At 59.2% G+C, this 12,824-nt stretch carries 12 protein-coding genes; 11 read left to right on the top strand and 1 reads right to left on the bottom strand.

The genetic code is table 11. The features are described 5' to 3' along the window. Positions 1-28 precede the first annotated feature (28 nt). Complete coding sequence (locus ACWXWJ_RS04525) at positions 29-1,699, bottom strand: long-chain fatty-acid--CoA ligase (RefSeq protein WP_293789760.1); 1,671 nt, start codon at positions 1,697-1,699, stop codon at positions 29-31. 288 nt (positions 1,700-1,987) lie between these two features. Here ACWXWJ_RS04525 and rho point away from each other — a divergent pair, with 288 nt between their 5' ends. The 11 genes from rho to atpA all read left to right on the top strand — a co-directional run bounded on the left by rho (position 1,988) and on the right by atpA (position 12,790). After that, positions 1,988-3,706, top strand: coding sequence for a transcription termination factor Rho (gene rho / locus ACWXWJ_RS04520; RefSeq protein WP_473963681.1), 1,719 nt, complete (start codon positions 1,988-1,990; stop codon positions 3,704-3,706). 3 nt (positions 3,707-3,709) lie between these two features. Next, positions 3,710-4,786 (top strand): peptide chain release factor 1, encoded by a 1,077-nt coding sequence (gene prfA, locus ACWXWJ_RS04515; protein ID WP_293789765.1) that lies wholly within the window; start codon positions 3,710-3,712, stop codon positions 4,784-4,786. Between the two features lie 25 nt (positions 4,787-4,811). Continuing rightward, entirely contained in the window at positions 4,812-5,711 is a 900-nt protein-coding gene (locus tag ACWXWJ_RS04510; protein WP_473963680.1) for a N5-glutamine methyltransferase family protein, read from the top strand. Positions 5,712-5,766: 55 nt separating this feature from the next. Beyond that, the gene (locus ACWXWJ_RS04505; RefSeq protein WP_293789771.1) at positions 5,767-6,426 is read left to right on the top strand and encodes an L-threonylcarbamoyladenylate synthase; all 660 of its coding nucleotides are present in this window, start codon (positions 5,767-5,769) and stop codon (positions 6,424-6,426) included. Next, the gene (locus ACWXWJ_RS04500; protein WP_473963679.1) at positions 6,426-7,598 is read left to right on the top strand and encodes an MraY family glycosyltransferase; all 1,173 of its coding nucleotides are present in this window, start codon (positions 6,426-6,428) and stop codon (positions 7,596-7,598) included. The genes ACWXWJ_RS04505 and ACWXWJ_RS04500 overlap by 1 nt, the downstream gene beginning before the upstream one ends. A 5-nt stretch (positions 7,599-7,603) precedes the next feature. Then, positions 7,604-8,110, top strand: coding sequence for a hypothetical protein (locus ACWXWJ_RS04495; protein ID WP_293789777.1), 507 nt, complete (start codon positions 7,604-7,606; stop codon positions 8,108-8,110). A 359-nt stretch (positions 8,111-8,469) separates the two neighbouring features. Beyond that, entirely contained in the window at positions 8,470-9,270 is an 801-nt protein-coding gene (atpB, locus tag ACWXWJ_RS04490) for a F0F1 ATP synthase subunit A (RefSeq protein ID WP_293789779.1), read from the top strand. A 93-nt stretch (positions 9,271-9,363) separates the two neighbouring features. Next, the gene (locus ACWXWJ_RS04485) at positions 9,364-9,606 is read left to right on the top strand and encodes an ATP synthase F0 subunit C (RefSeq protein WP_005292984.1); all 243 of its coding nucleotides are present in this window, start codon (positions 9,364-9,366) and stop codon (positions 9,604-9,606) included. Positions 9,607-9,675: 69 nt separating this feature from the next. Beyond that, positions 9,676-10,236 carry a F0F1 ATP synthase subunit B gene (locus ACWXWJ_RS04480; protein WP_005292982.1) on the top strand — a complete coding sequence of 187 codons (561 nt, stop codon included), beginning with the start codon at positions 9,676-9,678 and terminating at the stop codon, positions 10,234-10,236. Positions 10,237-10,241: 5 nt separating this feature from the next. Then, positions 10,242-11,060 carry a F0F1 ATP synthase subunit delta gene (locus tag ACWXWJ_RS04475; RefSeq protein WP_293789793.1) on the top strand — a complete coding sequence of 273 codons (819 nt, stop codon included), beginning with the start codon at positions 10,242-10,244 and terminating at the stop codon, positions 11,058-11,060. A 92-nt stretch (positions 11,061-11,152) separates the two neighbouring features. Next, the gene (gene atpA / locus ACWXWJ_RS04470; RefSeq protein ID WP_434819986.1) at positions 11,153-12,790 is read left to right on the top strand and encodes a F0F1 ATP synthase subunit alpha; all 1,638 of its coding nucleotides are present in this window, start codon (positions 11,153-11,155) and stop codon (positions 12,788-12,790) included. The last annotated feature ends 34 nt before the right edge of the window (positions 12,791-12,824 follow it).

The raw sequence follows: 12,824 nt of genomic DNA, 5'->3' as shown, positions 1-12,824 counted from the left end.
AAGGCGAGCTGTGAGGTTTATGCTCCGCCTAAATCGTGATGACGTCGAACTTCCCTTCGCGGAAGTGGCGGCGCAAATCTTTTTTGTCGAACTTATCCACGCTGGTTTTATCGATGTGCTCAACAAAGGTCCAGTTCTCCGGCACCATCCAACCTGGAACACGTTGTCGCAGTTCGTCGGCTAGCTCTTGAGCAGTGTCAACGCTCCAGGGGGTGCCGTCGGCCAGTACCACCACCGCCAGCGGACGCTGCCCCCACTTTTCGGAGGGGATGCCAATGATCGCCGCCTCGATAACAGCGGCCGGTTCCATGAGGTAGGTTTCGAGTGCCGCAGAGTAGATCCACTCACCGCCGGAACGGATGATGTCGGTTTTGCGGTCGTGGATCGTCAGGTAACCATCCTTGTTTACCGTGGCGATGTCTCCGGTGCGGAGCCAGCCATCGGGAGTGAAACGCGGGCTATCGTCCTCATAGTAGGATCCCGTCACGGTGTTGCCACGCACCTGTAGCTCGCCGGAGTTACGGTCATGGGCTTCGAGCTCGTTGCCGTCATCGTCGACGATGCGGTAGCGCATACCTGCATGGAAGCGACCCTGGCTTTCGCGATATTTGGCACGTGCGGCGCCGGCTACGCCTGCCGGAGGGTGGGCGACCGTGCCCACAGGGCCTGTTTCGGTCATGCCCCAGGCGTGGACGATGTCCACACCGAAGCGTTCCTCCCATGCGTCGATGAGAGCCGGGGGAACCTGCGACCCACCGACGTAGATCTCCTGCAGACTCATCTTCTTCGGCTGGTGTTTGGTGTAGTGCACCAGCAGGCCAGTCCAAACGGCGGGGGAACCGTGTGCCTGGCGTGGCATCGCGTCTTCAACAACGTGCGCGATGTGCTCCGGGTCGGCACGATGGCCGGTAAACACAATGGGGGCGCCTGCCATAAACGCAGCCAGCGGCACACCCCAGCTGAGCACATGGTAGATCGGTACGCCGCACAGGAAACTGGTGCCGTTGCGGATACTGAAGCTATCGGCGGCGCGCAGTTGCATCGAGTGTAACCACAGTGCTCGGTGGGAGTACACCACACCTTTCGGCGGACCTTCAGTGCCGGTGGAGAAGCAGATCGCCGCGGGGTCGGTCTCTTCGATAGCTGGCCAGTCGAAGTCGGCGCTGCGTCCGTCCAAGGTGGCTTCCAGATTGAGGACGCGCAGATGGCGTTCGTTGCGCAGACCCAGTTCCTCTATGAGTTGTTGCACCGTAGTAGTAGGGGCTTGGTCGGCGCCGATGACAAGTACAGCTTCCACACAAGGGCAGTCTGCGAGGAGGGGCACGATCTGTTCGCTGCAAGTGACGTCGATCACCAGGACGCGCGGAGCGGATTTATTGATGATGCTCGTGATCTGGCTGCCCATAAGGTGCCGGTTAATGGGGCTAAAAACCGCTCCCATAGACGCGACCGACAGCATGATCTCAAGATGTTCGGTGCAATTGGGTAGGACGGTTCCCACACGCTCGCCTTGCTGGATGCCAAATTCGTCACGGAACATGTTGGCCATGGCAGCGGCGCGGATGCCGATATGCAGGAAGCTGGTTTGTTCCGCAGTTTCATCAAAATACGTGGTCACAGTCGTATTTCGGTGAACACTGGCGCCGTACTCCAGAATCCTGGCTACGGAAAGCGGGATCTCCTGCATTGTCGACTTCATGCGTTTCAGCCTAGCCGTTAGGTGCAGGGCGTGGGGGAGGTGCTATTGTAAGCAACGGAAGCCGGATGCGAGGCTCGTTTTCTCCACTTTTCTTTCTTTACGACGCCACCCCGCGCTACACCCGCCGCCAGTCACATCTTGGGACTTTGAGGCGGCAATCTTTCTAGAAGATTCCCGCAATCTTTGGGTTAAATTTAAAACTGTTGTCGAACACGCATGTCTGGCCGATCCTGGGGCTTCGCAGGCTTTTGAAGGGTCATGGAAGGCACCAGACGTGAAAGGACTTTTGTGAGCCTGTCCGATATTTTGGCTCGTGGCCAAGCCAATGGCCTCGCCTCGTTGAAGTTGCCGGAGCTGCGCCAGGTCGCGGCGGCACAGGGGCTGAAGGGTACCTCTGGTCTCCGCAAGGGCGATCTCATTGCCGCTATTGAATCCGCTGGCAGCGGTGGGGGAGCTGCGTCAGCATCTCGACCGACGAAGGTGCGCGAGCCCAAGGAAGAGCCGGTTGTGGAGGCGTCGGAAGGGCGTCACAAAGAAGACAACCAGGCCAACGAGAACGCCGAAGAGAAAACTAAGCAGAACGATCAGCAAAGTGATCAGCAGGGTTCGGAGCAGCGCGAAGCTCGTTCCCGCGACCGTGACGGTGGGCGCGACGGTGGCCGTGAGGACAATCGCGGAAACCGCCGTAATCGCCGTAATCGCCGCAACCGTGGGCGGGATAACAACCGCAACGGTGATAACCGAGATAACCGGGATAACCGTGATAGCCGTGATAACGGTGGCGACGGTAACGGCAATAACAATGGGAACGGCGGCAACAACCGTGAGCAGAAGCCGGAAGAGCTGACGCCGGTCGCCGGCATCCTCGATTTCGTTGATGCTAATACTGCCTTTATCCGCACCACCGGCTACCACGCAGGCTCGACCGATGTGTACGTGCCGATTAACACGGTGCGCAAGTACGGAATGCGCCACGGTGATGCGATTACCGGCACTATTCGTCCGAAGAACAACAACAATAACGGTGGCGGCCGCGGTCGAAACCGTCAGAAGTACACGCCGATCTACCAGGTGGAGACCGTTAACGGACTCACCCCGGAGCAGGCGGCGGCACGCCCGCACTTCGCGAAGCTCACTCCGCTGTATCCGAACCAGCGACTGCGTTTGGAGACCGATCCGAAGATCCTGACGACTCGCGTGATTGACCTGATCATGCCGATCGGTAAGGGCCAGCGTGCATTGATCGTGTCCCCACCGAAGGCTGGTAAGACGACGATCCTGCAGGACATCGCGAACGCGATCTCTACAAACAACCCCGAGTGCTACCTGATGGTTGTGCTGGTCGATGAGCGTCCCGAGGAAGTCACGGACATGCAGCGATCCGTCAAGGGCGAGGTCATCGCCTCGACGTTCGACCGCCCGCCGGGAGAGCACACCAACGTTGCGGAGCTAGCTGTTGAGCGCGCAAAGCGTCTCGTCGAGCAGGGCAAGGACGTTGTTCTTTTGCTGGATTCCATCACCCGTTTGGGTCGTGCGTACAACAACTCCTCGCCAGCTTCCGGACGCATCCTGTCCGGTGGTGTGGATTCCAATGCACTGTACCCACCGAAGCGCTTCCTGGGAGCGGCTCGAAACATCGAAAACGGCGGTTCCCTGACCATCATTGCCACGGCAATGGTGGAGACCGGCTCTGCTGGCGACACGGTGATCTTCGAGGAATTCAAGGGCACCGGCAATGCCGAGCTAAAGCTGGACCGCAAGATCGCCGAGCGTCGAGTTTTCCCGGCTGTGGACGTCAACCCGTCGGGTACCCGCAAGGACCAGTTGCTGCTCAGCCCGGAGGAGGCGCGCATTATGCACAAGCTGCGCCGCATTCTTTCGGCGCTGGACCCGCAAGCAGCCATCGACCTGCTGATCAAGCAGCTGCGTAAGAACAAGACCAACCGGGAGTTCATGCTGCAGGTTGCTAGCTCCGCGCCTCTGGCGGGCGAGGACGAGGAGGATTAAACCATGAGCCAATCACCATCAGTCATCGATGACATCCTGGCTGAGTACCAGGGGCTAGAGATGCAGCTGGGCGACCCCGAGCTGCACAACGATCCGGCGGCAGCTCGCAAGGTAGGCAAGCGTTTCTCCGAGCTGCAGCCGATCATCCAGACGCACCAAAAGCTCGAACAGGCACGAGAAGATCATGAAGCAGCCTCCGAGATGGCGTCCGAGGATAAGGAATTCGCGGAGGAAGCTAAGCGCCTGGAACAGGAAATCGGACAGCTGGAGGAACAGCTGACTGACCTGCTGGCGCCGCGTGACCCGCACGATGGCGACGACATCGTCATGGAAATCAAGTCCGGTGCCGGCGGCGAAGAGGCCGCACTATTCGCCGGTGAGCTTGCGCGTATGTACCAGCGCTACGCAGAGCGCCATGGCTTTAGCACCGAGATTCTTGGACTCAATGAGACCGACCTGGGTGGTGTGAAGGATATGACCTTGTCGATCCGCTCCAAGCAGCCGTCCCGCGACGGTGCCTGGTCCGAGTTCAAGTTCGAAGGCGGCGTGCACCGCGTGCAGCGTATCCCCGTCACAGAGTCGCAGGGTCGCATTCAGACCTCCGCTGCGGGCGTGCTGGTATACCCGGAACCCGACGAGGTGGAGGACGTGGAGATCGACGAGAAGGACATCCGCGTAGACGTCTACCGCTCCTCCGGTAAGGGCGGCCAGGGCGTGAACACCACGGACTCCGCCGTGCGTATCACCCACCTGCCGACCAATATTGTGGTGACCTGTCAGAAGGAACGCTCTCAGATCCAGAACCGCGCTCGTGCGATGCAGGTGCTTGCTGCGCGTCTGCAGCAGATGAGGGAAGAAGAAGCTGAGGCAGAGGCAGCTGAGGGTCGCGCTGCACAGATCCGCACTATGGATCGTTCCGAGCGCATCCGCACCTATAACTTCCCAGAGTCGCGCGTGTCCGATCACCGGATTGGCTACAAAGCCAACAACCTGGACGCCGTTTTGGGCGGAGACCTGGAAGCACTGTTTGCGGCTTTGAAGGAAGCCGACCGCGCACGCCGCCTCGAGGCGGAAGACTAGCTTCCGTCCTCAGCGCAGGTAGCTTGTGAATATCAACGAGGCAATCCGCGAGGCCACCGCGCAGCTCCACGCCGCGGGGATCGATTCTGCCGTGGTCGACGCGCGCCTGTTGATGCGCTATCTGCTGGCCGAGCCCGCTTCGGACAATAGCCCCCGCACCGCAGTGGATCCGGGCACCCTCTTCCTCCGCTCCGATGAACCAGCACCCGTTGCCTATGCGGGGTGGGTTGCTCGTCGCGCCTCCCGCGAGCCGTTGCAACACATCGTCGGCTCCGCTCCCTTTTGCGGGGTGGATCTTTTTGCCGAGCCGGGCTGCTTTATACCCCGCCCCGAAACCGAGCTGCTGGCCGAATGGGCCGCGCGCTCCCTTGCGAACCACCCCGCGCCGCGCGTGGTTGATCTTTGCTGCGGGCCTGGCACGCTGGGGCTTGGGGCTTCTTTTCTTTATGACGCCCCCATCTCCCTTTTGGGCGTAGATATCTCGGATCGCGCTCTGCGCTTGGCTGAAAAGAATGCACGGTTGATCCCGCAGGTAAACGCTACTTTTGTTAAAGCAGATCTGGCAGCCGACGATCCCGAGGCGTTTGCAAAAGCCTGTGAGCTCGGGCGGGGTGCCAACGCACCTGCCGATGTTGTGGTGTGCAATCCGCCCTATGTGCCGGAATCTACACACGTCACTCCAGAAGTCGCTGCCGATCCGCACGCAGCCGTGTTCTCCGGACCAGACGGGCTGGACCTCATGCCCCGGGTGCTGTTGTGGGCTGAGGCGCTGGGACGGCGAGGTGGGGGCGTCGGCATCGAACACGATGACTCCAACGGCGAACAAGTAGCAGAGATGATGCAGCGCCGTGGGTGGCAAGAAGTTACTCAACACCGCGACTTGGCAGGTCGGCCACGCTTCGTAACCGCCCTGCTGCCGCAATAGTTCGGACGATGGGGCTAAGGTAGAGCACGTAATTCATAAGCAAGAAAGGGCTGCAATGTCGAGAACCGTAGACGCAACCGATCCGCAGAACCGAGAGGCCGCGATCGAAACCGCGGCGAATGCGGTCAAGGGCGGGCGCCTGGTCGTATTGCCGACCGACACTGTGTACGGAATTGGCTGCGACGCTTTCGACAACGAGGCTGTATCCGCACTCCTGCGAGCCAAAGGACGCGGCCCCGACATGCCAGTTCCCGTGCTGGTGCCCAGCTGGACCACCATCGAGGGGCTCGTGCGCGAATACACCTATAACATGCGCAAGCTCGTGGAGGCCTTCTGGCCGGGCGGGCTATCCATGGTTGTGCACCAGGCTCCGAGCCTCCCGTGGAACCTGGGCGACACACGCGGCACAGTCATGTTGCGCATGCCCAACCAGCCGATCGCACTTGAACTATTGGAGCGAACTGGCCCCATGGCCGTCTCCAGTGCCAATATTTCGGGTCAGCCGCCGGCTACGAATGTGCAGATGGCGGAAGATCAGCTGGGTGCGGACGTGACCACCTACATCGACGGTGGGGAAGCGCACCACGGTGTGGCATCCACTATTGTGGATCTTTCCTCTGGCCGACCGCGTATTCTGCGCGAAGGAGCTGCCACCACCGAGCGCGTAGCAGAGGTGCTGGGGATGAGCAGTATGGAGCTGCGGGGAGAGATTTAATGCAATTGCTCGCCCAGCCGGCCATCGGCGCAGGAATTCCCCTGCGCGAGTTGGTGCTGGTGCTTCTCGTTGCCTGCACAGTTACTTACTTAGTAACCGGTGCAGTGCGGTCGTTGATCTTGCGATATGGACGCATGGCCGCCCCGCGCCAGCGTGATGTGCACACAGTCCCCATGCCCCGGTTAGGTGGTGTGGCGATGTTTACGGGCCTGGTTGTGGCAGTGATTGTGGCCAATCAGCTACCTGCGTTGACGCGCGGATTTCCACCCGTGACACCCGATATGACGGCGGTGTTGATGGCCGCATTTGTGATCGTTGTGGTTGGTGTGGTCGATGACCTCTATGACATCTCTTGGGTCTTGAAGCTGGGCGGACAAATCGTGGGTGCCGTGGTGATGAGCTTGATGGGGCTCAGTTGGTACCTGTTCTACGTGCCCTTTGGCGACGGCACCACGCTGATTCTGGATCAAGTGCAGTCTACGATTCTGACGGCACTGTTGACCGTGACAATTGTGAACGCGATGAACTTCGTCGATGGGCTGGACGGATTAGCCGCCGGACTGGGAGCAATTGCAGCGGGTACTATTCTGATTTACTCGTTGACCATTCTGCATGACCAGAGTGGCACAGTGGCGGCATACCCACCGGCGATTATTTCTGCGGCGTTAGTCGGTATCTGCATAGGCTTTTTGCCACACAATTTCTCACCCGCTCGCATTTTTATGGGAGATAGCGGTGCAATGTTGATTGGTTTGTTGCTGTCCGCGGCCTGCACTTCCGCATCTGGGCGGATCAACGCTGCGCTCTATGGACCCGCGGATATGATGGCGCTACTGTCGCCCATGATTGTGGTGCTGGCAGCACTATCCATTCCATTGCTGGACTTGGTAATGGCGGTGGTGCGCCGCGTGTCGAAGGGCAAGAGTCCTTTCTCCCCGGACAAGAAGCACCTACACCATCGACTTCTTAGTATTGGCCACACTCAAAAGCGTGTGGTGTTGGTTTTGTACACCTGGGTTGGGGTAGTGGCATTCGGTGCCGTGGGGTTGACCGTTCTACCTCTGCCTGTCATGGCGATTTCTTTTAGCATGCTGGTGATTATCGCCATTTCGGCAACGGTCGTTCCACTGCGGCGAGCAAATCGGAAGTCAAACACTGCTCAGGTAAGCTAATCGCCATGAGTGATGCGACTGAGAAAACTGGGAACGCTGGGAACGCTGGGGACGCTGAGAACGCTGGGCACAACGGTGCCAAAGAGCTACCCGAACTAAATGATGTATCCCAAGTGGAAGACCACGTCGCGCCGCTGAAAGCTGCGATGCGTGCTGGAGTGCTGGTTCTCCTGGCTCTGGGTGTGGTGTCCCTCCTGGTGTGGGGGCTGATTAGCGGTACAGCAGGCTTGTGGGGAGCCGGCATCGGTTGGTTGGTCGGCGGCGGGTTTATGCTGATGACCGTTGTAATTGTGTTGGTGAGTTCCAATACGTCGCCCTCTGCCACGATGGGGTTGATCTTGGGAAGCTGGTTGGTCAAGGCCGCGGCACTGCTGGGAATCCTGTTCTTCCTTAAAGACAAGACTTTCTACGACACGCCAGCACTGGCCGTGACCGTTATGCTCAGCATGATTGCCGTGCTAGTCATTGAGACGCTGGCAGTTACCCGCACTCAAAAGCTGTACATTAGCTAAGGGGTAGGGCGCTCAATGCGCCCCTTCAGCTAAAAAGCTGGAGAGGGGGAGTGTGGGAGTTGGCCGTAAATGATTCTTGCTCCAAAAACGTTGAAAAGCACGACCAAGTGGGGGGACCCGCGCTGCGTTTCACTTAGCGATTCGCGAAGCAATACTGATATTGTCTTAGCGGGCCTTTTATTGGCACACGTATGTGTGAACAGTAGATACGGCACCGGCTGATTCTGTAGGGACGTGCGACGGAGTCCCTTAATTATCGGCCTAACTCTTCGAAAAGAGACCTCCATCGCACCGCAGTGATTCCATGCAATCTTGCGGCCCAATCACGGGAGAGAACGCTGAGCGTAACAACCTTGGCCATGAAGGGCGAATTCCACCCGCCTTCATTGGAGCACGAATTCTTCCCGGGGCAAGTGGATAGCAACCACCTGTGGTTCAGTGAGTTTGCCGGTGGAGCGTTCGCGCTCGACCGCCTCATGGTCATCCGTATTGTGATGATTCTGCTGGTTTCTGCATTCTTCTTCTTTGCAATGCGGAAGCCGAAGCTGATTCCGAGTGGCGTTCAGAACGTTGCTGAGCTCTTCTTGGACTTCGTTCGAATTCACATCGCGGAGGATATCTTGGGCAAGAAGGAAGGGCGCCGGTTCCTGCCGATCATCGCCTCTATCTTCTTCACCGTTCTTGCCGTCAACATGTCGACGATCATCCCGTTCATGAATGTTTCAGCCAGCGCTCGCGTGGGTCTACCCCTGGTGCTGGCTGTTGTCGCATACATTGCCTTCATCTACGCGGGTGTGAAGCGCTACGGCTTCGGCAAGTACGTCAAGTCCTCGCTGATCATTCCTGGTTTGCCGACATGGCTCCACTTCATCGTGGCGCCGATTGAGGCATTCTCCACATTCGTCCTCCGTCCGGTAACGCTTACCATTCGTCTTATGGCGAATATGCTGGCTGGACACATCATCCTCGTCATGCTGTTCACTGCTACGAACTTCTTCTTCTGGCAGATGAGCGGCTGGAGCTTGGTTGCTGGCGGCACGATCCTCTTCGCGATCGCCTTCACCCTGTTCGAGCTCATGGTGATCTTCTTGCAGGCATACATCTTTGCCCTGCTGACCGCCGTGTACATCGAGCTGTCCCTCCATGCAGACGAGCACTAATTCGCCCCTTTTTAAGTACTAAAATGACCAGGCCGGACAACAAAAACAGAAAAGCTGCAACCGGCCGGTTCTCAGAAAGGTAATGGAAACCAAATGAACGACATCTTCCTCATCGCGCAGGACACCACCACCAAGTTCCAGGGCTTCGGCACCATCGGCTACGGCCTGGCTGCTATCGGCTCCGCTATCGGTGTGGGCAACGTTGCAGGTAAGACCGCAGAGGCTATGGCTCGCCAGCCTGAGATGGCCGGCCAGCTGCGCACCACCATGTTCCTGGGTATCGCTTTCGCCGAGGCACTGGCTCTGATCGGCTTCGTCGCCGGCTTCCTGTTCTAATTTCAGTGCGATTGGCCGCTCGTTAAGAGCACTTTCTAACCACCGCACCAGAATCGAAAGCTGGAGACTATGACGAACACCTTTTTGTTAGCAGCTGAGAAGCTGCCAATGGAGGAGTCGGTTAACCCGCTCATTCCTCCGCTGTACGACATCGTCTGGTCCATCATTCCTTTTGCAGTCATCCTGTTTGTCTTCTGGAAGTTCGTTCTTCCGAAGTTCCAGGAAGTGCTGAATCAGCGCGAGGATCAGATCGAGGGCGGCATTCGGCGTGCCGAGTCCGCTCAGGCAGAAGCTAAGGCTGCCTTGGAGAAGTACAACGCTCAGCTCGCTGAGGCACGCACTGAGGCTGCACAGATTCGTGATGACGCCCGTTCTCAGGGCCAGAAGATCATCGCGGACATGAAGGCTCAGGCAACCGAAGAGTCCAACCGTATCGTCGAGTCGGGCCACAAGCAGCTCGAAGCACAGCGTTCCGCCGTTGTTACCGACCTGCGCAAGGAGATGGGTGAGAACTCCATCAACTTGGCTGAGCGCCTGCTGGGCGAGCAGCTGTCGGACGACGTAAAGCGCTCGGGCACCATCGATAACTTCCTCGCCGGACTGGACAACGTCGGCGCATCCGGGAAGTGATCGGTATGCACGCAGCGAGCCGAGAGGCAATTGAGCGCCTCGAGAAGACCCTGGATCAGGGTCTGAACGAGACCTCCGACAAAGTGGGCACCGGTGTAACCACCGGCACCGAGCTGTTCGATGTTGTTGAACTGCTCGACAGTGACCGCGGCCTGCGTGTCGCGCTGATCGACCCGGCGAGGGATGCCAACACCCGCGTCGAGCTGGCCAAGCGCCTGCTCGGTGGAAAGGTATCCGCCTCGACGGAAGAAATCGTGTCTGCTGCTGTATCCCAGTCGTGGTCCAACACCCGTGACCTGCGCGACGGACTTGTGAAGCTGGGCCGCCTGGCCCTGCTGCGCGCCGCCGACGCCCAGGGACAACAGGATCGCGTTGAAGACGAACTGTTCCAGCTGGCTCGAATCATCGAGCGTGAGCCGGAGCTAGAGCTGAAGCTGGCCGACCGTGCCGCATCTTCGGATGCACGCCGGGATCTGCTGGCTAAGGTCCTGTACGGAAAAGTCACCTCCACGACGGAGGCTCTGGCACTGCAGGCGATCGGTCGCCTCCGCCAGCGTCCAGTCGAGGAGCTTGACTCGTTGACTGAAGAGGTAGCTGCTTTGGAAGGACGCACCGTTGCGCGTGTCCGCTCTGCAGCTGCCCTGGGTGAACAGCAGAAGTCGACTCTGTCGGACAAGCTGGAAAAGATTTACGGTCGCAAGATTGCGGTCCACTCCGAGGTTGATACCAGCCTCCTCGGCGGTGCCGTAATCCGCGTCGGTCACGAAGTTATCGACGGCAGCACTGCAGGACAGCTGCGGCGCCTGCGCCAGTCGATTGCTTAAGGGCGTCATAAAGAATCGCTCCTTAGAAGTAACCGACACCGACCCAAGCAAGAGAATTAATGCTGGAAGACGAAACCGAGAGCAGGAAGAACATGGCGGAGCTGACGATCTCCTCCGATGAGATCCGTAGCGCGATTGCGAACTACACCTCGAGCTACTCCCCGGAGGCCTCCCGTGAGGAGGTCGGCGTGGTCACGGCGGCTGCAGACGGTATTGCCCAGGTAAGCGGCATGCCTTCTGTGATGGCTAACGAGCTACTCGAGTTCCCAGGCGGCGTTATTGGCGTTGCACAGAACCTCGACACCGACACCGTCGGCGTCGTAATCCTGGGTAACTTCGAGTCCCTCAAGGAGGGCGACGAGGTCAAGAGGACCGGCGAGGTCCTGTCCATCCCGGTCGGGGAGAAGTTCCTCGGCCGCGTTATCAACCCACTGGGTCAGGCCATCGACGGTCTGGGCGACATTGAGTCCGAGGAAGAACGCGCCCTCGAACTCCAGGCGCCCTCCGTTCTGATGCGTCAGCCCGTCGAGGAGCCGATGCAGACCGGCATCAAGGCTATCGACGCAATGACCCCGATTGGCCGTGGTCAGCGCCAGCTGATCATTGGTGACCGCAAGACCGGTAAGACCTCGGTCTGCATCGATACCATCCTGAACCAGCGCGACAACTGGGCATCCGGCGACCCGAAGAAGCAGGTTCGCTGCATCTACGTTGCCATCGGTCAGAAGGGCTCTACGATCGCTTCGATCCGTAAGACCCTGGAAGACCACGGCGCACTGGAGTACACCACCATCGTGGCAGCACCGGCATCCGACTCCGCCGGCTTTAAGTGGCTGGCACCGTTCACCGGTGCAGCTCTGGGCCAGCACTGGATGTACCAGGGCAAGCACGTCCTGGTTATCTACGATGATCTGACCAAGCAGGCTGAGGCCTACCGTGCGATCTCCCTGCTGCTGCGTCGCCCGCCGGGCCGCGAGGCATACCCCGGTGACGTTTTCTACCTGCACTCCCGTCTGCTGGAGCGTGCAGCGAAGCTCAACGACGAGCTGGGCGGCGGATCGCTGACGGCACTGCCGATCATTGAGACGAAGGCAAACGACGTATCTGCCTTCATTCCGACCAACGTCATTTCCATTACCGACGGTCAGGTCTTCCTGGAGTCCGATCTGTTCAACCAGGGTGTCCGACCGGCTATTAACGTTGGTGTGTCCGTCTCCCGTGTGGGTGGTGCCGCACAAACCAAGGGCATGAAGAAGGTGTCCGGTTCCCTGCGTCTGGATCTGGCCGCTTACCGCGACCTGGAGGCCTTCGCAGCCTTCGCATCCGACCTGGACCCTGCTTCCAAGGCACAGCTGGAGCGCGGTAAGCGCCTGGTTGAGCTGCTGAAGCAGAAGGAGACTCAGCCGCAGTCCGTCGAGGATCAGATGGTTTCCATCTACCTGGCTGGCGAGGGCGAGTTCGACGACGTTCCGGTTGAGGATGTCCGCCGCTTCGAGTCCGAGCTGCTGGAGAACCTGCACGCTTCCCACGGTGGCGTGTTCGAGCAGATCAAGGGTGGCACCCCGTTCAACGACGAGTCGAAGGCCGAACTGGCCGGTGCCGTCCGCGACTTCAAGCAGGGCTTCCAGACCACCGACGGCACCCCCGTCATCAACGAGCCTGAGGCTCGCCCGCTCGGCGACGATGAGGTCTCGAAGTCTCAGATCACTGTCTCCCGCAAAGCAAAGTAACCGCGGAAGGTAAGTGAGCACAGTGACCACCAAG

The organism is Corynebacterium sp. p3-SID1761 (genome assembly GCF_055862885.1).
Note: the sequence above shows the minus strand (reverse complement) of the source record. Positions and strands in the feature narration are given on the sequence as shown.